Genomic DNA, 24,026 nt, shown 5'->3' with positions numbered 1-24,026 from the left:
TCGGCCGAAACTCGTCTCGTACCGTCGATTTGCTGACACCACGCGCCGTCGGTGGTTCGTTCCCAGAAACGCCTCAAAACGATCTCGCACCGGACGAACTCTCATTTTGAACCGTGTACCGGCCTAGCAGCCTGTTGAGGTAAGGGGGGACAGGCACCTTGGCGTTGACGATGTCATGGCGTTTCTTAAGCGGGCTGGCGCCAGTCCCCGTTACTTCAACAGACTGCTAGCCGAACGATTTTTTCAGCCGATCCATGTGATACTTGAGCCGCTGCTCGGACGTCATTTTGGCGAAATCGGGTTTTTCACCACCGCCAGAGCCCGTTTTTGGCGAAGGCTCCGGCGATGCCGGTTTCGGCGTCGTGGATTTGGACGGTTCGGCCGCCGCCGTGGAACCGCTGGATGACGCAGGGATACTGATCGTTGTCGAACTTCCACCGTAGCTCATGACACTTGTTTGCAGTGTCAAATCCTGCTCCAGGGGGCGATGCGGCGACACACCAAGTTTTTGCAGAACCGAGTGATAGGCTCGTACCGCTTCTTCGGGTTCAATAACGCCATCCGCGATATAACGCAAAAATTCGATGAACGCGAGCTGGTTTTCGGCCTGATTGATCTTCCGCCCGAACAATGCCGCCCGGCCCCCGTATTTCTTTGCCTGGTGCAGCAATTGAAAGGCATCAAGGGTGGTCCCTGCGGCACCGCCTAAAACGCCCACCACGAGGTGCGGGTCGTAGGCGACCAATTCTTCCATGGCCTTCGGGCCGTGATAGACAATCTTCAGGAACACAGGTCGTCCGGCCTGGGGGACACCAGCCAGCGTGCGCGCGATCAAATCGTTGATGAAACCGGGTAACGTCTCGGCGGCGACCACGTCTGAGACATTGGGGTCAAAGACTTCCAGAAAGTGGCGAAATCCTTTTCGCTCGGCTTCTTCGCGAAACTCTTTGTATCGAGTCAGTGTTTCCAGATCGCGTTCCAGATTGTTTGTGAAGGTCACCGAATACAAACCAAGGTTTGCACCCAGCGTTCGTTCGGCCGTCGCGCAGTCGAGGTGCCCACACTGCATATGATCGATATTGGCCGAGCGGAACGGCCGAGCCGCTTCGGTATGGATACGACCACCACGCGGAACATGCACGTCCGTGGCATCATTCGCACGTGCAGCGGATGTGATGGGCGAGTTTTCAAACAGCCGCTCTTCGATCGCCAGTTGTTCGCACGTGCTGGCCGACATCAGCACAATGTCGACAATTTGCTGGTCAATAACCTGGCGGATTTGATCGCGGTACTCGGCCAGCGTCTTAAAGCGAACTTCGTTGGAGTGTGACTCGGGCGACCGGCCTGCCCGCGTTTCACCTGGTGCCGACATTCCAAACGCCATGTCCGCGTCTTTTGCGTCGGCGATGATAAATTCGGGCGACCCGTGCGGGTCTTGATGAATCGAACGCAGCTTTTCGTCCAGAGATTTCGTCACCGTCATTCGCCAGGTCCGTCGTGAGTATTGTCCGAGGGTCTCATTTCAGACCTGCAACAATAAAGGAGCTACGCGGCGAAGGGAACACCTCTTCTGAGTTTCTATCGAAATGCGGGTATCTCAACCGGATGCCTTTGTGCAGGCATTCGCAGAATACGGCAAATCGAGCCGATTCTGTGGATGGGTGCGACCCGAAGTTGGCCATCGTAGCGATTGACAACTTCGACAGCAGAAAATCCGCCGCAAATCTTCATTTGCGGCGGATCTGACGCGGTATTGTTGTGGGGCCCCAAACGGGCATCGTCCATTCAGAACCAAGTGGCTGCGCCACTAGCACTCGACGCCGAGCAATTTGCAAGCGGCTTCATAACCGGCGGCACGGAAGCCATGCTGATCGTCTCGATTGTAGCCGTAGGCGCTGGCTGTCACGCGAGCGAGCCCCACGATTTGCCGCCACCGAAACGATGGACGAGTCGTGCCGAATTCTTCGCGGACCGTGTGAAAATACTTCTCGCCGTGCAACCGGCCGTCTTCGCTGATCGCGTACTTCAGCATCAAATCGAAGACCGGATCGACTGGCAGATTTCGTTCGCCATAAATCTGGATCGCGGCCGTTGCGCGGCCTTGGTCGTTCTGCCGAATGGCATCTTCCGTTTCCGCAAGCAAGCGTGCGGGATCCTGGACTTTCAGCAGTGCGCGATGTTCGTCCGTTGGATAAGGCGGTGTTGTAAAAGGGGCAGACTGAATCCCGGCGTGATACGCCGCAACGATCAGGCCAGAGATGGCATATTGCGGATCGGCGCGCCGTGCCATGTTTCTCCAAGCGTTCGTCGCGTCCGAGGCATGGACGCCCGCCGAGTCCCCATGCGTGCGCCACTTGTCGGAACCTTGGCGCAGGACGTACTGATTTGAGGCCATCGAAATTGCTTCGCCGACGATTTCTGGATCGATCCCCTCGGCAAGTGCGGCGGCGGCCGCTTCGGCGGCCCGTTCGCGCGGGCCCTCGTAGATTACCTGGCACAGTGCTTCAACGGCGGCGTCACCAGGATCGCGTTTGCCGAGCGGCTTTCCGACGAGTTTGTATTGATCGAGCAATTTCGGAATGAGTGTGCGGATTGGAGATTCGGGTTGTTTGTGCTCGATATGCATCCGTTCGTGGTCGGCACACAGCCGGACGCACTGCTTGAGCAGCGCGTGCGAATAGTCCGCACCCAGCAGTTCGACCAATCCAAAAGTCCGGTAGGCGAAGACAAATCGATGCACGTTCAAATCATCTTGAACGGCGGGCTGCAGTGCGTTGAACGCTTCGATGGGAGACTTTGTCGTACTCAAAAGCTTCTCGCCAGTGGCGGCGTCGACATGGCGACAGGCATCGCGGATCTGAATTCCCAAGTCGGTACTGGCGGCATGCTCAGCGGCATGTTCCGTCGCGTGAAATGCCTCCAGTGCTGCCTTTGAAGTGCTGCCGTCCTTTTGGATCTGCTGGGAGTTGCGATAAAGAACTTTGAGCACCGGAAGCGGTTGTCGTGCTGTCGGGAGCAGGCGACTCATTTGCAGCGAAGGAATCATGGCCATGGCGGTGTGAAACCCGACATAATCACAACCACCGAACGTCACGGCATTGGCCAGCGCGCCGGCTGCGATCAGCGTCTGAAGGTCCGTCTCCCCTCGCTGAATCATTTGGGCGAGCTTGGGCTGCAGTGCTTCGGCCGGGGAATTCTGCATCAGGTCGACAAGCCGGGCATATTTCCCCAGCGGAATTCCTTCGGTCGCGTCACTCGCGAAACCAATTGAAAAGCCCAGATCGTTAGCGAGTGTCGTTCCTAGCCCCGCCGCGAGCATTCCGCGGCCCACATCCGTCAAGAACGTCCGGCGCGATGATGACGTCATCGGTATCTCCAATCGTTGGAACTCGAGGACCATGGCTTCAACGACGAACGTCGTGACGACGACATTCTGTGTTGCCTGTTACTCAAGAACGAAGAGGCGTTACACGCCATTGTCCGCGATTCTCCGTTTCTGAAGATTTCGACCATTCTGAGATGTCTCACCAATCGACGGATACCCTGAAGCTCTGATCAGACACCCTGCGCAATTCACAGGTGTGTCGGGATTATCGAGTTCGCGGTTCCTTCGAATTCGACAGGAAAGCCGCGACGCTGAGCGTGGTTCCGGGTATCCTAGGGGACGCTCCTTTTTCATTCCGAATCGCTCTTTCCGATTTCCTGGTGTCGTCGTGACGGACAATGTCTGCCCACCGTCAGAGCAACTGCGCGAGATGGCTCTCGGTCTGGGCGATTCGTCACAGCTTGAATCATTGGCGCTTCATCTCGAGAATTGTCCCGCTTGTCAGCGGTTGTTCGAGCAATTCGACAACTCGAGTGATCCGCTTATTCGTCACCTCGGTAGGTTGCAAACCCCCGTCGAGATCTCAGAGGCAGAGTGTGAATCGTTGGCGCAGGCGGTGATTTCGGCCACCTCGCAATCAATGTACCGCAATACACGCGTCGCCACCGATGCAGGCCGGGATCTTGCGCGGCGATTGCTGGAGGGGGGAGTGACTCTCGACCGGTTTGAGCTGCGCTCTGAACTGGGAATCGGATCGTTCGGCTATGTGTTCTGTGCCTGGGATCCACGGCTGGAACGCGTGGTCGCATTAAAGGTCCAGCGTGCAGGGAATTTGGCATCGGCCGAAGAAGTCGAACGGTTCCTGCGCGAAGCCCGTAGTGCCGCCCAACTCAAGCATCCCGGTATCGTCTCGCTATATGAAAGTGGTCAAACCGACGACAACGTCTGGTATCTCGTCAGCGAATACATCGACGGAATGACGTTGGAGGAACAGCTCAAGCAAGGGGCGATTCCACCGCACGAGGCGGCGGGCATTGTGCTCGAACTGGCCGACGCATTGCAGTACGCACACGAGCAAGGCGTGATTCATCGAGACATCAAACCTTCGAATATCATTCTCGACCGGAAGCATCGTGCCCATATCATGGACTTTGGCCTTGCGAAACGCGATTCGGCCGAGATCACGATGACGTCCGATGGCCGCGTCGTCGGCACCCCCGCCTATATGTCGCCTGAGCAGGCGGCGGGATCATCTCGACTGGTTGATGCACGCAGCGATGTCTACAGCCTGGGAGTCGTACTCTACGAGATGCTTACTGGCGAACGCCCGTTTCACGGAAATCGGCGGCTGTTGCTGCTACAGGTCTTGGAAGACGACCCGCGTCCACCCCGTGCCATGAACTGGATGATCCCCCGTGATCTGGAAATCATTTGTCTGAAAGCGATGAGTAAGTCTCCTTCTCGACGCTACCAGACCTGTCGAGAATTGGCCGATGATTTGCAGCGATTCTCGAGGGGAAAGCCGATCCTCGCTCGACCCATGGGGTATGCGGAACGTGTCCTTCGCTGGAGCTATCGCTATCCGCTGGCGGTCGGCGTCCTGATGGCCGTGATCGTCGGATCGATCTCCGGAATGTGGTACCTGTCGAGCCTGTCCGAATTCTTTGTCCGCCTGACCGCGCTCGAAAGTGCGCGGCTGGAATCCAAGATGCTCGACGAAGTCTGGCGATTCTACAGCGACGAAATTTCCGATATCGATCCTCGTGTGACGACGGTTGCGATCACGGAGAATTACAAGAACGTTCACCCTGCCCTGCCCCTGCCTGCGACGTTCGCCATCGATCTCGGCGAGCGGATTAGTCGCCGAAATTCGGGAATGGAAGTTCGCGTGTTCAGCCGGTTTCCCTGGCCAACTCGCAAAGACGGTGGTCCGCAGTCGGATCTCGATCTCGAGGCTCTGCTCTGGCTGGAAGAACACGCAAAGCCGGGTGACGAGTCGTCGACCGAATTCTCGCGGTTCGTCACCGACGACGGGCGTCGAAAGCTTTTGTTCTACAGTTCACGACTGATGGAGAAAAGCTGTCTTGGCTGCCATAACCATCCGGACAGCCGCAGTCCAAAGAAAGACTGGAAGGTCGGCGACGTCGTCGGAGCACTCAAGATTGTGCGTCCGCTCGAACGGGAAATGGACAATACACAATCCGCGCTTCGTGGCGCGTTCCTGATCATGGGGCTGATCTCGTTCTCGCTCCTCGCCATCAGTGCGGGCGTGACGGTCATTGCGCAGCGACGGCGCAAGGGGGGCGCCGAATGACCACCCGAGACGCCTTCGATGACCAGGACCGACTGGAAGGTTCGACGTCGCTCAATCTGCTCTCGGCCGCTCGGCGTGGTCAGCCGGGAGCATGGGAGCGGCTCGTTCGGTTGTACGCCCCACTGGTCGCGTCATGGTGCCGAAACTGGGGCATCGCAGAACAGGATTTTGTCGATATCCTGCAGGATGTGTTCCTCTCCGTTTCAGGACATCTGAAGAACTTTCGAAAGGTTCGGCCCAGCGACACTTTTCGAGGTTGGTTGTTTACCATCGCTCGAAATAAAGCGCGCGATCATTTCCGGCGAACGGCATCACAACCGATCGGTGAAGGTGGTTCGGAAGCGAATCAACGCTTGCAGCAATCGTTCGATCCTCACGTCGAAGTCGAGCAGGTCGACGCGATGGACGACGCGGCAATGGATACCTTGCTGCAGAATGCGTTGAACGTCATTCGAAAAGAGTTTCATGCAAAAACGTGGCAGGCATTCTGGAGCGTCGTGATTGAAGGACGGTTAGCGGCCGATGTCGCCGCCGATCTCAACATGACGCCAGGTGCCGTCCGAGTCGCCAAGTCGCGCGTCTTGCTCAGGCTTCGCCAGGAGTTGGGTGACGCCCCCGGCTCCTAACGTTTGAAGTTGCGCACTATCGTTCCTCGCATGAAGTCATCGCGGTCGTGGGTTGCTGTCACGACAAAATGCCGCCCTGGCAGGCAACGCCGTGAGGGATTTTTGCTTGCCAATTGGGAGCGAACCGTGGCGTTTTCTGTCGGCCATCGGTCCAGCAATTCTACAAGCCCAGGCCAAAGGAGACCGCAAGGGATCAGACGGGGCTCCGATGGGCTGGGTGATCTCATTCCCAGCAGCACAAGAGTGCCTGCGGGGCCGGCAATTCAGTCCAAGGCGCCCGTTCCCCTGATTCAACAGACCACCAAGACTTTTCTGGTTTCGGCAACTTGTGTCTGGCTGTGGGACACGTCGATTCTTTACGCCAAACCCGCCGCCGCTTCATGGTCAGGGTGGTAACGCGCCACGAGAATGTAGCCCAGCGCCGTTGCCAGCGCGACTCCGCTCGAGACGCAATACATCACGTGGAACCCAAATTCATCACTGATGCGACCGAGCAACGGCGAATAGATCAGCGAGCCAAAATCGGTGAAGCCAAGAATAATCGCCGTTCCCGCTCCGCGACATTCTTTGGGAAATGTCCCGGAACCGAGCGAAACCACCGCGGGAAACAGCAGCGCGTGCCCAAATCCACAAATGATCGACGGCAGAATGAACTGCCACCCATCCGTCACGAATGCGAGCAAAAGATGGCCCGTTGCGTGGCCAAGCAGTCCACGAACCAGCATCCAATGCCGACCGATCGTACGACTCCAATTTTGGACCAGCAGACGAAATACGAAGGCCGAGATTGCATAACCGGTGAAAAAGACGCCGATCCCTTCGATCTTCTGCGACGTCGCATATCGAGTCAGAAAGGTCTGCGTCGCCGTGATGCCCAGTCCCATCGTCATGGCCGCCAGCACGACGGTACCGGGCCAGAAGCGAAACATCAGCCTAAGTGCCATCGGAGACCCGCTTCGGACTTCGGTATCCTGACCGTGCGTCAGAACCAGAACGATACCAAGGTAGACGACACCGATCAGGCCCGCTCCGCCGAACAGGATGAAGAACTGGGTTTGTGGATCTTTGACGAAGTACAGAATCCAGTCACCCAAATTTGAACCGAGAATCATGCCGACAAATCCACTGCTCCCCAGATTGCCAATGATCTCGGTCCGTCGACTCGGCGGAACGTGATTCTGGATGTGCGTCATTGAGCACGCAAACATTCCCGTCAGCCCAACGAAAAACGCGATCCGCGCGAGATAGAGCATCCACATTTCATGGGAAGCACTCACGAACAGAACGCAGCCACTGATAAACAGGATCGAGCATGCCGGCCACATACGCCGAGTTCCGTAGTCATCAAGCAGATGAGAAAAACTAAATCGCACACCGACAGCGACCAAAACTCCCAGTGCGACAATATCCCCGACGCGACTCTCTGATCCGCCGAGGAAGTGCACCAGTTCGGCGAAGCGAAATGTCAACGCATTCGCCATCACCAGCGCCGAATTGGCGAAGTAGGCCAACCAGAAGGTTCGGCCATAAACGGCCGAGGTGTCAATGTGCCGTTCATCGGCGGGCAGTGCGAGGGGCATGAGTTTTGTCTACTCGACCGGCCCGCGGGGCATTCACGTGTCGGTCAAGCGTCTTCGTTCTAAAGGTCATCCACCGTAAGCGCTATATCGTCGCAACCCGCGGGATAAAGCGACTCGGTTCAGTAGGAACAAAACGGCAACCCAGACAACGCCGAGCGCCAGTTCGAGAGCGACCTGTGACGGCGTGTATTTACCGAGCCAAATCGCGGCGGGAACAAACGCCAGGTACTTGAAGGGAAACAGACGAATGACATCGCTGAAGGGGGATGGCAGCCAATCCAGCGGCAGCATGTGACCGGATAGAAAATAGCTGAGCAGCATGTAGACGAAGACCAGTGAACTGACTTCCAGAAACCAGAACGCGCAAAGTCCCATCAGGCTTTCGATCAGAAATCCGATCAGAAATGCCAGCACAAGTGCCAATGAGGTCGTGATGAGGACGTCGATTCCTGGCCAGTCGCGAAAGTACGAACGACACAGCCAAAACACGAATCCGAAAGGCAGGAACGCGACGAAGTAGTAGACCAGTTTATGAGCAACGCGATGCCAGAAGAGATAGTCCAATAGATCGATCGGCTGGACGAGAAATTTCTTGATCGCGCCGTCACGAATATCGCGCGCAATCCCCGTTGTCAGGCCAGGCATCGAAGAAAATGCGCGTCCCACCATGACTAGCAGTGAATACGCGACCATGTCGCCGTAGGTATACCCGTTAATCGATTTCGGATCGGTGGGGCTGGCCGTCTGATAGATCGCCCCCCAGAGAAACACCTGTGTCACGATCGGCAAAAAACGAACCAGCGTCGCGAAGGCAAAGTCGGCGCGATAGACGAGCCGTTCTTCGATCGACGTCCGCAAGATGCACCATTTGACGCGTAGTGAAGGTGGCATCGTTCGTTCAGCTTTCCGATTTTCGTGCAAACAGCTCGGCGATGACTTCCTCCAGTGGCCGTTCCTGCACGCCCACATCTTCAATCGTGTATCGGTCAAGCAATGCGGCCAGAACTTTGGGAATCTCTTGCCGAGGCACTTCGAGTTTGACTCGAGGAGGTAATTGCTCAAGCACTTTGCCGTACCGTTCCAGGTCCGGCGGAACCTCGGTGCCAGCAAATTGAAGATGAATCTGCTTCATGCTGCTGAATCGATCGACGATGTCAGCGAGGGGGCCATCGTGCTTGATCTCACCTTCGTTGATGATGATCGCGCGACGGCAGAGTGCCTCGACATCCTTCATATAGTGGCTTGTTAACAGCACGGTCATTTGCTGTTCAGCTTGATAGTGTCTCAGAAATCCTTGCACTTTTCGTTGCGAAACGACATCGAGGCCAATCGTTGGCTCGTCCAGCAATAGAACTTCGGGTGAATGTAGCAGCGACGCAATCAACTCCATCCGCATTCGCTCGCCCAGCGACAGTTCGCGGACAGGCTGTTTCACCAGTTGTCGAACATCGAGCAAATCGGTCAGCTCATCGACTCGACGCTGAAACTGGGCGGGCTCAATGGCGTAGATTTCTCGATGTAGAATGAACGATTCCTGAGCGGGCAGATCCCACCAGAGTTGGTTCTTCTGCCCCATCACGAGCGAAAATCGCTTCCGATAGGCATTGGCTCGTTGCCACGGCACATAGCCGAGAACCGTGGCGGTGCCCGTCGTTGGGTAAATCAGCCCCGAAAGCAGCTTTAGTGTCGTTGTTTTTCCGGCCCCGTTTGGGCCTAGAAACGCCACCATCTCGCCCCGTTCGATCTGAAAGCTGACTTCTTTCACCGCACGAACGACGTTGTATTCGCGGTGAAACAAACCGGCCAGCGAGGCCAGCCAGCCTGCGTTCTTCCGGTAGACCTGATAATGCTTCGCGAGATTCTTGACTTCAATAATGGGCATAGATCGACAAGTCTATCAGATTCAAAAACAGAACGCTCGGTATCAACGATACCGAGCGTCATGATCATAAACGTTGGCCAGCGACTTAGCGATTGGCCGCGGTCTTTTGGGCTTTCAGCAATCCGGCATACTCAACCGCGATCGCCATCAGTTCCGTGTTGTACTCGGTCTTGGCCAGGACCGGAGTCTTGTCGCTTTTCGTTTCGAATTCTTCTTCCTCTTTTTCCACCTCTTTGGCGGCTTTGTCTTCTTCGCGTTCCTTACGCAACGTCTCTTCGTTCAGTGAGACGGATTTGCGGCTCTTGCGGGCCAGATATCGATCAATGTCCTTTAAGGTCTGTTGGAACTTCGGATCGGCCGCGACGCGTTTTTCGCTGTCCGTTTTCAAGACGCTCACGATCTCGGGCGTGACATACTTCAAGTACTGATGACGAGCGGGTTGAACGCGATCGAAGGCCAATGCGTTATCCATGAACGACTCGCCGAGGTCCATGTGATCGATGAGTGACGGCAGGACCACGTCCGACTCGACGCCGCGGTTCTGGGTGCTATCGCCGTTGACGCGATAGAACTGATTGATCGTCAACTTCAATGCGCCGCGATCCTTTGAGCTCGGCAGCAGCTTGAACATTTGATTGCTGACGGGCATGACGTTCTGGACAGTCCCTTTGCCATGCGTCGTCGTATCTCCGACCACGATCCCGCGACCGTAATCTTTGATTGCCGCCGCGAAGATTTCTGATGCCGATGCCGACAGCCGATTGCAGACGACCATCAGCGGTCCGAGATATTCGGCGCCATCCTCTTCGTCGTCGTGGCTCTTGATATTACCGTTCTGCTCTTTGACTTGGACCACGGGGCCCTTGTCGATGAACAGGCCGGTCACTTCGATGGCTTCGCTCAATGCACCGCCGCCATTCATCCGGAGGTCGATGATGATGGCATCAACGCCACCTTCTTTGGCAAAGTTCCCGAGAACCTTCGAAACATCGCGTGCTGTGCTCTTGAAGTCGTCCTTGCCTTGCTGGGCTCCGCTGAAGTCGCGATAGAACGATGGGATGTTGATGACCCCGACTCGACCTTTACCGGACAGGCCAAAATCTGCGGGCTGGAAAATCTTGCCTTTGACCTCAGAGGAATGCAGTTCGATCGTTTGACGCGTCAGTTCGATCGAGACCGTTTCACCGGCGTCACGCAGGATTCGCAAGCGAACCTTTGTGCCGAGCTTGCCGCGGATCAGCCGAACAACGCGGTTCAGCCGCATTTCGACCACATCCTGAAAATCGCCATCTTCCTGTCCCACCGCGACGATCTTGTCGCCCACTTTCAAGCGGCCGTCCTTTTCCGCGGCGCCCCCGGGGACGATCTGTGCCACGACGGTCATTCCGTCCTCTGAGCGGAGTGCTGCGCCAATTCCCTCAAGGCTCAACTTCATCTGGATCTGAAAGTCTTCGAGAGTCTGGGGCGACATATAGCTTGAATGCGGGTCGTAGCAGTGAGCCACCGATGTCAGGAATCGCTCGAGAACTTCGCCGTCTTCGGTGTCATGCTCATTGCGGCGGAAGGTTTCGTAGCGCTTGTGCAGGCGCTTGCGGGCTTCTGCGAGCTCGGTCTTGTCGAGCTGCAGTGAGAGCAACTCATACTTAATGCGTTTCCGCCAACGATCATTGAGCTCCTTTTGATCGACCGACCAGGACATTTGTTCGCCATCGACCTGCATTGATTCGTCGAGCGAATAATCGTGTGGCTCGTCGATCATGCGATTGGCGACGGTCACGCGCTCGTCGAGACGTCGCAAATAAAGATTCCAGGCTTCGTGTGCGAATGCGGCGTCGCCGCTTCGCAGCAAATTGTCCAGTTGATCGCGATACCGTGCGAATCCGTCGATGTCCGCCTTGAGGAAGTACATCTTTTGAGGATCGAGTTCCTTGATGAACCGCTGAAGGATCATCGCCGAAATTCGATCATCCAGCGGTTTTTGGCTGATGTGATACTGAGAGATCATGTTCGCGACGAGCTTGACGGTAGTCGCTTCAGAGGATTGAGCTCCCCCAATATTTTGAGCGAAAAGCGTCGTCGCGACGAGAAAAACGACGCCGACGGAGAGAACTCCGACGGTCCGTGACGGAGCATGCAGCTTCATAAGAGATTCCGCTTCAAAGTGGGGTTGAATACCGCCGGATCTTGGAGGGCATCGGATGCCCCGCGGTCACTCCTCCGACCTGACGCAGCTACCGACCAAACGAATCGTAGCGGAACCCGAAAATCACGACAAGAGGCATCACGGCAGACGCGCACCCCGGAAAGGTCTTCCGTCTGTTCTTGATGGCGGAAAGCTGGGTCGGGCGTGCCATCGGTTCGGCAATGCGCAATGACACATGTTCAGGCAACGAATTCGTAAGCTATTAGGATTTGAATTAGAGCTAGGGCATTGATATGGTCGTACGCATGCGAACTATAGTCCTCTATAGGATTCTGTCTATGATCTCGATGTGACGTGTGGTGTCGTTGTGGAACCTCACGAAATTGAGAGGTTAGTGGTTACGGAAGCCATTGCTGAAATTCAGCTCGCTTTCATACTAAATGACGATCCAAGACTGATTCGCTTACAACGGGCCTTTAAGTGTTACGGGAGTACGACAAAATGGTAAAGCCGACGGGTGTGTTGAGCGTCGCGGAGTTGGAACAGATCCTTGAAGATCGCCGTGTGAAGGCGATGGAGTTGGGGAAACGTCGCGAAGAGCTGCAGAAGCAGCTCGACGAGATCGATCGTCAGCTTCTCGAGGTGATGGGCGACAATCGAGTCATTCGTCGGCGTCGGCGCCGCCTGAAGAACGACATGTCGTTGCGTTCACACGTGCTGGAATTGTTAGGTAAAAGCAAGAAAGGCTTCTCGATGGCCGATCTGACATCGAAGATCGTGGATTCCGGATACAAATCCTCGAGCCGTAATTTTCGTAATGTTCTCTATCAATGTCTCTATAACACTGAAGGTGTGTCGTTCGATCAGGCAACAGGGTGTTACAAACTCAAACAGGCCTAGTCGTCGTCGCAATTATGAACGACGGCAAGTTCTCTTCTGCCAATTTCCTCTCGTGACTCAGTCAGCAAGATCCAATGACCGTGCCGCCTTCTGGGGCGATGGTCGATTCCCAGCGGCTTCGCAAAGGCCTGCATCCGCCGAGTTTCTTAAGCCCTCCGCGCGACTCTTGGATTGAGCCCCGGGGAGGGCTTTGTTTCCAGGCAGGCGTTGCATCCGGTGGATTCAGTCCCCCGTGATCGTCGCTTTGCTTTTCCCGGCGGGATTCTGGCGAATGGCTGGGGCCGCACTTCTCTGGTGCGTTTATCAGCGGTGGACTGGAACGGTATGCCGTGATTTTGAGGGCCGCCCAATTGAGGGCACGAATCAGCGGGTTCAAGGTTGCAACGGCCGAAGGTTTCCCATGCCATTGTCGAGGCGTACTGGAAGAAAAAAAATGAGCGATCTGTGAGCAAGCGGCATCGCTTGACGCGCTTCAAGCTCCCTGATACGTTCCCCGCACACGAACGAAAACTGACGTTTTACGGAAAATAAGTTGAGTTCGCGGCCTCGATTTGTCGATTGATTCGGCGTCGAGATCACACCCAGGGGGATTAGCTCAGCTGGGAGAGCGCTTGCATGGCATGCAAGAGGTCGGGGGTTCAAATCCCCCATCCTCCATAACGAAAAGCCTTAAACTGTAATGGTTTAAGGCTTTTTTTGTTGCCGGAATTTGTACCCCGTTTGCGTGCCGCCCTGATTTGTACCGTCATGCCAGAGATGCCGCCGAACGTCCTTGACACGCTGTTTCTTGGGTCGTCCGGGCAGGTATTCTTGAATCGCCATCGCTGCTCCAGTCCAATTTTTGTATTGGGGAAGTCGAGGTCGAAATGACCAATGCGATGGCAAGACGGTGTCTTGATTGGACTGACTGCCAGACAACCGCTTGAGCGGCTAAAACTCATCGAGAGCAAATGAACTCAGATGAAGCATGAATTGGAACGCTGATGGACTGGATGACTTGGTACAACGGACTTGTTAAGCCCTCTTGGACGCCTGCCCCGGCGACCATTGGACTAATCTGGCAGATTCTCTACCCGATCATCCTCGTGACGTTCGGTTTTGTATTCGTGCAGATGTTCCGAGGCAAAGTCGTTTGGATGATCGCTTTGCCATTCGCCATCAATCTCGTGGCGAACCTGATTTTCACGCCGATTCAGTTCGGCATGAGGAATCTGCCTCTTGCGGCTGTGGACATCTTGATTGTCTGGGCCACAATCATCTGGATGATGGTGGCGATCTGGCGACACTATCGATGGGTTGCCATCGCTCAAGTCCCATATTTCGTCTGGGTCTCGCTGGCAACCGTGCTGCAATTGTCGATCACGTTGATGAATTGGGGGAGGTCGTGATTCGACTGGGCCTCTGCTGTATGTTTCGTGATGAGCCAATCAAATTTGGCACGACGACGGCGACATCCATCGGCAAAATGAAGCGGTCCGACGCCTTGATGAAGTTGAGCCGTCTGTGCATGGAGAATGCCGACGCCCTGCTTGCTGCACTTCAGTTTTGTGCCGACAACGGTATCGGCTGCTTCCGCGTCAACAGTCAGATTCTTCCCGTCAAGACGCATCCGACATGCGGATACGAAGTCGATGCTCTGCCAGAGAGCGAAGAGATCATTCGCAGATTCAAGGAGTGTGGTAAATTCTCCTTTAAGCACAAACTGCGAACTTGTTTCCACCCGGATCAGTTCGTGGTGCTGAACTCACCACGAACTGATGTTGTTGAGAAGTCCGTACAGGAACTTGAATATCAGGCTGAAGTGGCCGAGTGGATCGGGGCTGATGTCATCAACATTCACGGTGGCGGTGCCTACGGCGACAAACTGAAGGCTCTTGCCAATTTCGCCCGCAATCTCGACCGGCTTTCATCGAGGGTCAGAAGTCGATTGACCGTCGAAAACGATGACAAAACCTACACGCCAGCCGATCTACTACCGATCTGCAAAGCAACGGGTATCCCGCTCGTTTACGATGTGCATCACCATCGCTGCAATTCAGATGCTATGTCCATCGAAGAAACCACGAAGAACGCTTTGGCCACATGGGATCGGGAGCCGCTGTTTCACATTTCCAGTCCAATTGATGGATGGAAGAAACCGAAGCCGGAACGACACCACGATCTTATCGACATCACCGACTTTCCCGAGTGCTGGCGGGGCATCAGTGCGACCATCGAGGTTGAAGCCAAGGCTAAGGAAGTCGCCGTGCTGAAGTTGCGAAAGCAGCTATCAGAGCAATGGCTTGTTTACATTATGAGATGTGCAGATGGATCACTCTACACTGGAATCACGAACGATTTGGAGAGGCGAGCCGAACAACACAATGCTGGGACGGCTGCACGATACACTCGCTCTCGCCTACCAGTAGTTTGTGTCTACTGGGAACTTCAACAGAACCAAAGCATGGCTTTGAAGCGAGAACTGGCGATAAAAGCATTGTCACGGACTGCCAAGGAAACTCTGATTCGGACGACGAACGAGGCATCAGCAATCGACAGAATCACGCGGCCCAATAATCTGCCGCTCAGTCATCCATTGGAACAAAACCATGCAACATAGTGCGAAGTCGATTCGTGCGTTCATCGGTGCCAAGAACTTTGAAGCCTCACGGCAGTTCTACAGAGACTTGGGATTTACGGAAAGTGTCGTGTCGTCGGACACTTCTCAACTGACTGTCTGGGATTTTACCTTCAGGACGCCTAATCGGCATCGCGGATTTGCTTGCGCGCTTCCTCTAAAATCCGACTGTAGTCTGGAGAAAAAATTTCAGTCAATTGCTTTTCAAGTATGACCTCCAATGTCAAAAGTATTCGCTCCTCTGATTGATCTGCGAATTTGTAATCGTTCTCGTCTTCGCATCGACGTAAAAACTCGAAAAGCACGAGTGCTTCTTGATTCGTAAGTTCGATCACAATTTTATCTGGACTGCTCACAGTCATCTTCCTTGTCAATACTTCTATCACGGTGAGTTCGGCTAGAATCTGGGAAACTCCTGTATGAAGGCATCATGTCCGCCGCATCAGGAAATAGTCTCGCTTTATGCGAAGTATCGAGTTTTCTAGTTCCTCAAGCAATTCGGGCCGCGCTGGTACTTCAGGCGGTTTGACGATGTCGTGTATCCACTTCGGGCGCGACGACACCACTTCACCGAACGACAAGTATTAATGCAGTAGGAATCAGAAAACTGACGGTAAGCCAATCGAAACCAGTGGGCTGTCTCAACGTTTTGAGAATAAGCCGAGATCATTCTTTTTCAAGAAGCTTGTCCATGACATATCCATCTGTCCCGGTGGACCGAAAAAGGAGGCCAATTCATCAGGGACTAGGCGAAACACGACGAACTGCGAGGTAAGACCAGGCTCACCACAGGTCTGCGGTTGGCTACAACATTGGCTGGGGTGGCCATCGAGAAGTTGGCTGAAGCCAGCTTGCCTAAGGTCAGACGGGCTGGTTTTCTGAGACTGGCGTTCTCACCCGTGGCTTGCTGATGAGCAGGTAGGCGGAGAGGGCGGTCAGCGGGACGACGAGTAGCCAGTATGGCGCGATGATTAGTAAATCTCGCGGATCGCTTTTCGAGCGAATATTCGTCCCATGTACGAGGCCCAGTTGCCAGTTGCTCCATGGATAGTTCAACGGTGCCGCGACCGAACGAGACCTCCAATCGGGCCAAGAGAACCAGCTACCCGGCACGCTATGGAATATGCCAATCCGCAGCCTGCCAGTCGTTGATTCGATTCTCACATTGGTGATTGGAGAAATCAGCGCATCTTCCACTGCCTGGCTTCTGATCCAAAAGCTGGAAAGAATGCAAGCCATCAGGAGTGTGACAACTCCGATTTTCCGCTTCCAACCTCTAAAAAAGTCTCGCATGATGTCGCTCGCCAATGAATCGTGACGGTGCGTTTTTGTCGACGACGGAATGTCTTTATTGTGGCGTCGCGACGAATGGATGGCAAGCGTACACTCAACCTAGCAGCCTGTTGAAGTAAGGGGGACAGGCACCCTGGCGTTCACGATGTCATGGCGTTTTTTGATCTGGTCGGAGCCAGTCCCCGTTACGTCAACAGATTGCTTGGATCCAACTGCGATAGTTGATTTCAGGACGATGACTTGCCCGAATCGCTTGGTATGCCGCGGATGGTATTTCCTGCCAGGCAGGGTATTGTTGAACCCTAGCAGCCTGCTGAAGCAAGGGGGACAGGCACTTTGGCGTTCACGATGTCATGGCGTTTTTTAATCTGGTCGGAGCCAGTCCCCGTTACTCCAACAGGCTGCTAGAAAATGTCTCCGAGAATCAGCAGTGGTGCGATCGCGTAGAAATGTCGAATATGAATCATCCAGCGGGAGAAGAGTGTCGCCCGATCGAGGAGTATCGGGATTATTTGCGACTGTTAACGAGCCTGCAATTTGGTCCTCGGTTGCGTCGTAAATTGGACGAGTCAGACGTCGTGCAGCAGACCGTTCTTGAGGCGTGCCGAAGTGAGAACCAATTCCGAGGACAGACTGAAGCGGAACGTCTCGTATGGCTTCGCTCCATTCTTGCAAATGTGATTGCGGGCGCGGCGCGGCGTTTTTCTACCCAAGCACGAGACATGGGGCGAGAACGTTCGCTGGAGGCAGAGCTGAACTTGTCGGCATCGCGCCTCGAACGAGCGCTGACGGCAGATCAGACGTCGCCGAGTGGTCATCTGTTGCGTGCGGAAGAGGTGCTTGCGCTGGCGAGAGCGATGTCACAGGTCTCAGACGAACAGCGTGAGGTACTCGAATTGCATCATTTGAAGGGCATGCCCTTGGCGGTCGTTGCAGATGAAGTCGGAAAGAGCCGGAGTGCCGTCGCTGGACTCTTGTATCGAGGCCTTCGTAGACTTCGTGAGTTGATGGGGTCATGAGAAGAAGACAAGATGAGTGCCGACGACGCTAGCGATCGCGAATCTCGACTCAACGAAGTGCTGGCCTCCTACATCGAGGCTTGCGAGGCCGGAAAAATTGTCCGACAGGAGGATTTTTTCGTACAGCACCCCGAGTTTGCCGACGAGCTGCGAGAGTACATGGATCTGCAGACGGGGGTTGAGCGAGTCGCCGGTCCGCTGCGCGAGGCTGCATATTCGCCTCTGTTGGACGAAAAGACGCTGATCTGGTGGCAGGACAATCTCAAGGAGGTTCCAGACGCGCAGCGATCCGATGAGTCAATTCAGACTCGACAACTTGGCGAATTCCGCTTGATTCGGGAGATTGGCCGTGGCGGGATGGGCGTGGTCTACGAGGCCGAACAGCTTTCTCTGCGTCGTCGTGTTGCATTGAAGGTGCTGCCGTTCGCTGCGGCTCTCGATCCGAAGCGGTTGCAACGGTTCAAAAACGAAGCCATGGCGGCAGCCAACTTACGACATGAGAACATTGTTGCCGTCCATGGAGTTGGTGCCGAATTGGGCGTGCATTACTACGCCATGCAGCTTATTGAGGGCCAAAGTCTCGGTGAGTTGATCGGTGAGATGAGGAACTTAAAAGAGGGGGCCGCTTTCGATGTGCAGGACAGCGGCAACGAATTCCTTAAATTAGCCCGGTCGCGTACAGCATTGGTCGCGACAGACAAGACTTTTCCAGAGATCAAAGAGTCGGTCATACCGCGCGGATATGACACCGCCAGTCGCAAATACTGTGATTGGGTGGCCAATCTGGGCCGTCAATGCGCGCTGGCGCTTCAATACGCTCACGAGGTGGGAATCGTTCACCGGGACATTAAACCGGCGAATCTTTTGATCGATACACGCGGTGAAATTTGGATCACCGATTTTGGCCTGGCTCAGATTGCCGGTGACGCTGGTCTGACGGTTTCCGGAGAGATTCTCGGCACATTGCGCTATGCCAGTCCTGAGCAAACACGAGCCCTGCCCGGACTGGTGGATCAACGCACGGACATTTATTCACTCGGGGCCACGCTGTACGAACTTCTGACGCTAAGAACGCTCTTTGAGGGAACAGACCGCAACGAACTTCTCAGGCAAATCGCGGAGGTCGATCCTGTACCGCTTCGTAAAGTCGCTCCGAATGTACCCGAAGAGCTGGAGACAATCGTCCTGAAGTCGCTCAGCAAGTCACCTTTTGACCGGTACACAACCGCTGAAGAATTCGCCGCCGATTTGAAACGTTACCTTGAGGACCAGCCGATTCGAGCGAGGCGGCCGACGGTATTGGAGCGAACTCGGAAATGGCTACGTCGACATCCCTCGCTGCTAATTGCGGGAGGCATCCTTTTGGTGCTGACCACGGTGGGATCTCTCGTCGCCTCAGCGATCATTCACGGAGAACGACTCAAGGTGCAACAGGCATTTCAGCGGGAGCGTGCGCGCGCCGATGAAGCCGAAGAACAATACCGGCTGGCGCGACGAAGTGTTGATGAACTGTTCCGGGCCAGCGAAGAAGAACTTGTGGATCAGCCAGGGACAGAGCCGATACGAAAACGGTTGCTGACTTCGGTCTTGTCGTACTACCGCGAATTCATCGAGCAGAGAAAAGAAGACGATCGTGCTCAAGTCGACCTTCGTGAGGCACAAAGCCGCGTCGAAAAGATCTTGGCCGATCTCGCGGCACTTCGTGCGAGTCGACAGATTCGTCTCCTCGACAATGACGCCGTGCATATTGACCTGAAGCTCAACGAGCAACAGCGCAGACAGGTCAAGAAGCTGTCGGAACACGTCAATCAGCAATTCCAGGAAATGATTAACGAATTGGGGCATCGTCCGGCGTCCGAGCGATTGCAACAGTTGCTGAAGGATGCCCGACAAAATGAATCCGTCGTGCGGACGATCCTCAGTCAGGACCAGTTACAACGTTTGTATCAGATCAGTTTGCAAACGGACGTGTCGGATGCGTTTCGAGATCCTGACGTCGCAACCGCATTGCAATTGACGGGTGAGCAGCAAGAACGTGCTCGAGTGATTGAAGACGGAATCTTGGTCAATTCCTTGCGGACCGCTCAGAGCCAAAATCAAGGTGATGAATCAATTGATGGGCGGCAATTTCTGTCGGCCAATCAACGTGCGTTGGCCATTCTGACCGACCAACAGCTCGTAAAGTGGCGCGAAATCACTGGCGTTCCCTTCACCACGGAGATACCTCGGCCGCCATTGCTGTTGCCGAAGAACTAACGTTTGATCGGCCTCGCACTGTTTGTCTCAACAAAAATGCGCCTCTCATTCCCACTGTCTCGTATTTCCGTTTCGTCGCAAATACGTGGAATCTGATTGGTCCGCGTCGGATTGCTGCGACCCGCTCACTGGTAGGACCGCGTGAGGGTGGCCGGAAACAGGCGGAGCACGGTGACGGACGACGAACTGTTTTTCAAAAATTTCGCCGAATGCGCGCTCCATCTGATCTTCGGCCGCACCTTACATTGAGAAAGGACCGCGGCGGATTGTGGCTCAATGCTTGATTGCCAATAACTGAGGACGTCATTTGTGCCGCCGCAGACTGAACTTTATGAAAGCCTTACTGGCGATTGTCGGTGTCCTAACGCTTTGTGCGGTATTGTTTTACTCTTGTTGCACGCAAGCGACTCAGACGGTGAAATACCGAACGGTCTCAATCGAACGCGGCGACTTGACCCTGACTGTGGGGGCTACGGGAACAGTCGAGCCCGAAGAAGTCGTTGACGTGGGAGCCCAGCTCGCTGGCCGGATCAAGGAAATCGGTCTCGACCCTCGCGGAAAATCTGATTCCTCGTACGCCAATATGACTTTGGATTACGGGTCGCCCGTCGAGGAAGGGATGTTGCTTGTCCAGATCGATCCGTCTGTCTACGTGGCCCAGCGCGATCAGGCCAAGGCGAATTTCGATAAGGCCAAAGCCGACCTGCTGCAGATGCAGGCGAAGCGTGAACAAACGGAAGCAGAATGGATCCGGGCCCAAAAGCTTCGGGGTGACACCTCCGGTAATCCGTCCACAACTGGTTCTCAAGCATCAGCCCAGTTCAGAGCCATCTCCGACTCTGACTACATCTCTGCAAAGGCAAATCATGAGATTGCCAAAGCCAGCGTTGAAGTCGGCAAAAGTGTCATCGATCAATCAGAGTCTGCCTTAAAGCTCGCTGAGATCAATCTTGGATACACCACGATCAACTCGCCTGTCTCTGGGACCATCATCGATCGCCGGGTCAACATTGGACAGACCGTCGTCGCAAGTCTTAACACACCGAGCCTATTCTTGATCGCGAAAGATCTTCGTCGAATGCAAGTGTGGGCCTCGGTGAATGAAGCGGATATCGGCCTACTGAGCCCCAACATGCCGGTGCAGTTTACGGTGGATGCCTTTCCGAAAGACCGCTTCTACGGCAGGGTCTCGCAGATTCGACTTAACGCGTCGATGACTCAGAACGTCGTGACCTACACCGTCGTCATTGCGACAGACAACTCGAATATGAAACTTCTTCCGTACCTGACTGCAGATGTCAAGTTTCAGATCGAAAAGCGGTCAGATGTGTTGTTCGTGCCAAACGCCGCGCTGCGTTACACCCCGCCGCAAGGTCGGATTGCACCGGAGAACCCAGAATTAATTCCGATCCCCAAGGGCGAAAACCAAGGGGTGATTTGGATTCAGAAGGACAATTTTGTTTCACCCCTGCTCGTCACGCTTGGAATCAACGACGGATCGTCGACTGAAATTTCGGGAGAAGGAATCACCGAAGGGGTTCGGGTTGTGCTGGGCGAGAAGTCCAGCTCGGCCTCCGATGAAGTGAACAACCCGTTCGCACCGCCAAAGATTCCCCGCAACAAACAAAGCGATGCCGCTAAAAAAGAATGAGGTCGTGTACTCATGGATCTGATTCGTATCGCAAATGTGACAAAGACATATCGCGTTGGAGAAGTTGATGTCCCCGTCCTCAAAGGAGTGAGTTTCACGATCCGGCGTGGAGAATTCGTCGCCATTGTCGGTGCTTCAGGCTCAGGCAAAAGCACACTGATGAATGTTTTGGGTTGCCTGGATCGCCCCAGTTCCGGTGAATACTGGCTGGACGGCCAGGAAGTCGGAAAGCTAAACGCCAGCGAACGGGCGATCGTCCGTACGTCGAAGCTCGGATTCGTCTTTCAAAGCTTCAACCTGCTGGCACGAACGACAGCCGTGCAGAATGTCCTGATGCCATTGGACTATGCCGTCAATGCCCCGTCGACGACTGTCGCGAACCAGCGCGCGATCGAAATACTGGAACGCGTGGGACTGCAAAATCGCCTCGATCATGTGCCCTCGAAAATGTCCGGTGGCCAGCAACAACGAGTCGCGATCGCGCGTTCGCTGATCAACCAACCAGCTGTTCTTCTGGCGGACGAACCAACGGGCAACCTCGATTCCCACACGAGTGCCGAGATACTGCAGATGTTTCGCCAGCTCAATGAATCGGGGATCACGATTATTCTGGTGACGCACGATCCAAAGGTCGCTGCCGCTGCTCTTCGTACGATTCGAGTTGAGGATGGGTTGATAATTGAAGATCGAAAGAATCCGCATGGCAATGCTCCCGTTCTCGATTCGTGCAATTCACAACCTGCGGCCGTCGCTGAAATTCAAACGTCCGGAAAGAATCACTCTGAAGATTCACCTGATGGGGATTGCGAGGGTAGTGGTGTCACAGTGCGATCCCGTCGACGTGCTGCGGTACACACGTCAATTCAAGCAGACACGCGAGTCGTTCTTAGCAGACAACAAAGATCGGCGATTGGCGCGCCACTATCTGTTGAGCTCCTCACAAAGGTAGTGCCTTCATCGATTCGCACATCGGTAGCCGCGTTGTGGAGAAACCGCATGCGCTCGGCCCTGACCGCTATTGGGGTTGTGATTGGGGTATCCGCAGTGATTGCCATGGTCGAGATTAGCCAGGGTTCTCGCGTCGCGTTACTTAAGACAATGTCCACGATGGGTGCCGACAATTTGATGGTTCAATCAGGCGCATCGTCCAGCGGTGGGATCAATTTTGGATCTGGCAGTGAAATGACGCTAACACCGCAGGATTGCGAAGCGGTCGACGAGCAGTGTTCGAGCGTGGCATATGTCGCGCCGACGATTTCGATTCAGGCGCAAGTCATCCGTGGCAATCGCAACTGGGTGCCGATGTCGATCATCGGAACCACACCGACTTACTTAAAGGTCCGTGATTGGAATGAAATTGAAGAAGGAGAAATGTTCACCGATCGTGATGTTCGCGGAAGCAATAAGGTCTGCGTTATCGGTCTGACACTCGCCAAGGAGCTTTTCGAAGCCGAATCCCCGGTGGGCAAGGATCTTCGTGTCAAGAATGTCACCTTGCGCGTCGTTGGTGTCCTCGGACGCAAGGGGGCCAACATGATGGGTATGGATCAGGACGACATTTTGATTGCGCCTTGGACAACATTGAAGTATCGAGTGTCCGGCAATAACACCGGCGGCTCGAGTCAAGGTTCCACCAGTAGCTCTTCAAGCACAGATTCGAATTCGTTAAGTGAAATCTATCCTGCCTCCACGTCGCTCTATCCGGCCAAGGACTCGACACAATCGACAAATCACCCGCAACATACCCGTTTCACCAACGTTGATCAGATCATGGTGAAGGCCGCTTCAGCAGACGAAATCCCCTCTGCGATCGCTCAGATCACCTCACTCCTTCACGAACGCCACCATATTCGAGAGGGGCAGGACGACGATTTTAACATTCGCAACATGAGTGAGATGTTGAAAGCGTTCGGAGCAATGTCACAAATGATGGGCGGCCTGCTGCTCATCGTCGCGATGATTTCACTGGCCGTTGGAGGCGTGGGAATCATGAATATCATGCTTGTCTCAGTCACTGAACGAACACGAGAGATCGGTTTGCGGATGGCCGTGGGCGCAAGGGCGTATCACGTGATGCGCCAGTTTCTGATCGAAGCAATTCTTTTGTGCCTCTTTGGCGGCGTGATGGGAATCGTGTTGGGCCGAAGTGCCTCGACCTTAGTCTGGTTCCTGCTTCGATGGCCGATCGAAACCTCTGTTCCTGCAATCATCGCCTCGTTCGTTGTATCAGCCTCAGTCGGAATTACGTTTGGTTTTTATCCAGCCTGGAAGGCCTCGCGCTTGGATCCGATCGATGCTCTGCGTTACGAATGAAATGCCACGTTCTTTCCAACATGTGTTTGTTATGGCAATTGCCGTTCACCTGTCGTGTTTTCTATCCCAAACATCAAGAGCACGATGTACATGGAGCGTTAGCTTAC

General features: G+C 54.7%; 17 protein-coding genes and 1 tRNA gene. 10 read left to right on the top strand and 8 right to left on the bottom strand.

What is annotated here, in order from left to right; translation table 11 throughout:
• Positions 1-226: 226 nt before the first annotated feature.
• Both OSO_RS0125935 and OSO_RS45160 read right to left on the bottom strand, forming a co-directional pair.
• On the bottom strand, positions 227-1,483 hold the full coding sequence (locus OSO_RS0125935; protein WP_010585954.1) for a beta/alpha barrel domain-containing protein: 1,257 nt from the start codon (positions 1,481-1,483) through the stop codon (positions 227-229).
• 324 nt (positions 1,484-1,807) lie between these two features.
• Positions 1,808-3,367 carry a hypothetical protein gene (locus OSO_RS45160; protein WP_010585953.1) on the bottom strand — a complete coding sequence of 520 codons (1,560 nt, stop codon included), beginning with the start codon at positions 3,365-3,367 and terminating at the stop codon, positions 1,808-1,810.
• Positions 3,368-3,713: 346 nt separating this feature from the next.
• On the opposite strand from OSO_RS45160, the gene OSO_RS48570 reads away from it, so the two are divergent.
• Together OSO_RS48570 and OSO_RS0125915 are read left to right on the top strand one after the other, a co-directional pair.
• Positions 3,714-5,639, top strand: a complete 1,926-nt coding sequence (locus OSO_RS48570) for a serine/threonine protein kinase (protein ID WP_050986195.1) — start codon at positions 3,714-3,716, stop codon at positions 5,637-5,639.
• On the top strand, positions 5,636-6,265 hold the full coding sequence (locus OSO_RS0125915) for an RNA polymerase sigma factor (protein WP_010585951.1): 630 nt from the start codon (positions 5,636-5,638) through the stop codon (positions 6,263-6,265). Before OSO_RS48570 ends, OSO_RS0125915 begins: the two co-directional genes overlap by 4 nt.
• Before the next feature lie 356 nt (positions 6,266-6,621).
• Here OSO_RS0125915 and OSO_RS0125910 read toward each other — a convergent pair whose 3' ends face one another.
• From OSO_RS0125910 to OSO_RS0125895, 4 genes are all read right to left on the bottom strand, one after another.
• Positions 6,622-7,845: an MFS transporter gene (locus tag OSO_RS0125910; protein ID WP_010585950.1), complete on the bottom strand. Its 1,224-nt coding sequence runs from the start codon at positions 7,843-7,845 to the stop codon at positions 6,622-6,624.
• Positions 7,846-7,911: 66 nt separating this feature from the next.
• Positions 7,912-8,736 carry an ABC transporter permease gene (locus OSO_RS0125905; protein ID WP_010585949.1) on the bottom strand — a complete coding sequence of 275 codons (825 nt, stop codon included), beginning with the start codon at positions 8,734-8,736 and terminating at the stop codon, positions 7,912-7,914.
• A 7-nt stretch (positions 8,737-8,743) separates the two neighbouring features.
• Positions 8,744-9,727: an ABC transporter ATP-binding protein gene (locus tag OSO_RS0125900; RefSeq protein ID WP_010585948.1), complete on the bottom strand. Its 984-nt coding sequence runs from the start codon at positions 9,725-9,727 to the stop codon at positions 8,744-8,746.
• 85 nt (positions 9,728-9,812) lie between these two features.
• Positions 9,813-11,870: a carboxy terminal-processing peptidase gene (locus OSO_RS0125895; protein ID WP_010585947.1), complete on the bottom strand. Its 2,058-nt coding sequence runs from the start codon at positions 11,868-11,870 to the stop codon at positions 9,813-9,815.
• Between the two features lie 501 nt (positions 11,871-12,371).
• On the opposite strand from OSO_RS0125895, the gene OSO_RS0125885 reads away from it, so the two are divergent.
• The 4 genes from OSO_RS0125885 (at position 12,372) to uvsE (ending at position 15,369) form a co-directional block, all read left to right on the top strand.
• Complete coding sequence (locus OSO_RS0125885) at positions 12,372-12,770, top strand: hypothetical protein (protein ID WP_010585946.1); 399 nt, start codon at positions 12,372-12,374, stop codon at positions 12,768-12,770.
• A gap of 584 nt (positions 12,771-13,354) precedes the next feature.
• A tRNA-Ala gene (locus OSO_RS0125870) sits at positions 13,355-13,427 on the top strand.
• A 326-nt stretch (positions 13,428-13,753) separates the two neighbouring features.
• The gene (locus OSO_RS0125860) at positions 13,754-14,158 is read left to right on the top strand and encodes a TspO/MBR family protein (RefSeq protein ID WP_010585945.1); all 405 of its coding nucleotides are present in this window, start codon (positions 13,754-13,756) and stop codon (positions 14,156-14,158) included.
• Complete coding sequence (gene uvsE / locus OSO_RS45150; protein ID WP_010585944.1) at positions 14,155-15,369, top strand: UV DNA damage repair endonuclease UvsE; 1,215 nt, start codon at positions 14,155-14,157, stop codon at positions 15,367-15,369. Before OSO_RS0125860 ends, uvsE begins: the two co-directional genes overlap by 4 nt.
• A 140-nt stretch (positions 15,370-15,509) precedes the next feature.
• Here the strand turns inward: uvsE and OSO_RS0125850 are convergent, their stop codons facing one another.
• Together OSO_RS0125850 and OSO_RS50980 are read right to left on the bottom strand one after the other, a co-directional pair.
• Positions 15,510-15,743 carry a hypothetical protein gene (locus OSO_RS0125850; protein WP_202799978.1) on the bottom strand — a complete coding sequence of 78 codons (234 nt, stop codon included), beginning with the start codon at positions 15,741-15,743 and terminating at the stop codon, positions 15,510-15,512.
• A 505-nt stretch (positions 15,744-16,248) separates the two neighbouring features.
• Complete coding sequence (locus OSO_RS50980) at positions 16,249-16,680, bottom strand: hypothetical protein (RefSeq protein WP_157605455.1); 432 nt, start codon at positions 16,678-16,680, stop codon at positions 16,249-16,251.
• A gap of 353 nt (positions 16,681-17,033) precedes the next feature.
• Between OSO_RS50980 and OSO_RS0125840 the strand changes: the two genes are divergently transcribed.
• The 4 genes from OSO_RS0125840 to OSO_RS51765 all read left to right on the top strand — a co-directional run bounded on the left by OSO_RS0125840 (position 17,034) and on the right by OSO_RS51765 (position 23,919).
• Entirely contained in the window at positions 17,034-17,699 is a 666-nt protein-coding gene (locus OSO_RS0125840; RefSeq protein ID WP_202799977.1) for a sigma-70 family RNA polymerase sigma factor, read from the top strand.
• A 12-nt stretch (positions 17,700-17,711) separates the two neighbouring features.
• The gene (locus OSO_RS45145) at positions 17,712-19,955 is read left to right on the top strand and encodes a serine/threonine protein kinase (protein WP_010585940.1); all 2,244 of its coding nucleotides are present in this window, start codon (positions 17,712-17,714) and stop codon (positions 19,953-19,955) included.
• 331 nt (positions 19,956-20,286) lie between these two features.
• On the top strand, positions 20,287-21,606 hold the full coding sequence (locus OSO_RS0125830) for an efflux RND transporter periplasmic adaptor subunit (protein ID WP_010585939.1): 1,320 nt from the start codon (positions 20,287-20,289) through the stop codon (positions 21,604-21,606).
• Between the two features lie 12 nt (positions 21,607-21,618).
• On the top strand, positions 21,619-23,919 hold the full coding sequence (locus OSO_RS51765; protein WP_010585938.1) for an ABC transporter permease: 2,301 nt from the start codon (positions 21,619-21,621) through the stop codon (positions 23,917-23,919).
• Positions 23,920-24,026 lie beyond the last annotated feature (107 nt).

The sequence above is a fragment of the Schlesneria paludicola DSM 18645 genome (assembly GCF_000255655.1).
In the GTDB taxonomy this organism is placed as follows: Bacteria; Planctomycetota; Planctomycetia; order Planctomycetales; family Planctomycetaceae; genus Schlesneria; species Schlesneria paludicola.
Note: the sequence above shows the minus strand (reverse complement) of the source record. Positions and strands in the feature narration are given on the sequence as shown.

What these genes read in the sequence shown, in the direction of transcription:
- OSO_RS0125915 (WP_010585951.1), top strand. Translation starts at nt 5,636, where the DNA reads ATGACCACCCGAGACGCCTTCGATGACCAGGACCGACTGGAAGGTTCG.
- OSO_RS0125905 (WP_010585949.1), bottom strand. Translation starts at nt 8,736, where the DNA reads ATGCCACCTTCACTACGCGTCAAATGGTGCATCTTGCGGACGTCGATC.
- OSO_RS0125830 (WP_010585939.1), top strand. Translation starts at nt 20,287, where the DNA reads ATGAAAGCCTTACTGGCGATTGTCGGTGTCCTAACGCTTTGTGCGGTA.
- OSO_RS0125900 (WP_010585948.1), bottom strand. Translation starts at nt 9,727, where the DNA reads ATGCCCATTATTGAAGTCAAGAATCTCGCGAAGCATTATCAGGTCTAC.
- OSO_RS0125895 (WP_010585947.1), bottom strand. Translation starts at nt 11,870, where the DNA reads ATGAAGCTGCATGCTCCGTCACGGACCGTCGGAGTTCTCTCCGTCGGC.
- OSO_RS0125860 (WP_010585945.1), top strand. Translation starts at nt 13,754, where the DNA reads ATGGACTGGATGACTTGGTACAACGGACTTGTTAAGCCCTCTTGGACG.
- OSO_RS45160 (WP_010585953.1), bottom strand. Translation starts at nt 3,367, where the DNA reads ATGACGTCATCATCGCGCCGGACGTTCTTGACGGATGTGGGCCGCGGA.
- OSO_RS0125910 (WP_010585950.1), bottom strand. Translation starts at nt 7,845, where the DNA reads ATGCCCCTCGCACTGCCCGCCGATGAACGGCACATTGACACCTCGGCC.
- OSO_RS51765 (WP_010585938.1), top strand. Translation starts at nt 21,619, where the DNA reads ATGGATCTGATTCGTATCGCAAATGTGACAAAGACATATCGCGTTGGA.
- OSO_RS50980 (WP_157605455.1), bottom strand. Translation starts at nt 16,680, where the DNA reads ATGCGAGACTTTTTTAGAGGTTGGAAGCGGAAAATCGGAGTTGTCACA.
- OSO_RS45145 (WP_010585940.1), top strand. Translation starts at nt 17,712, where the DNA reads ATGAGTGCCGACGACGCTAGCGATCGCGAATCTCGACTCAACGAAGTG.
- OSO_RS0125885 (WP_010585946.1), top strand. Translation starts at nt 12,372, where the DNA reads ATGGTAAAGCCGACGGGTGTGTTGAGCGTCGCGGAGTTGGAACAGATC.
- OSO_RS0125935 (WP_010585954.1), bottom strand. Translation starts at nt 1,483, where the DNA reads ATGACGGTGACGAAATCTCTGGACGAAAAGCTGCGTTCGATTCATCAA.
- OSO_RS0125840 (WP_202799977.1), top strand. Translation starts at nt 17,034, where the DNA reads ATGGCGTTTTTTAATCTGGTCGGAGCCAGTCCCCGTTACTCCAACAGG.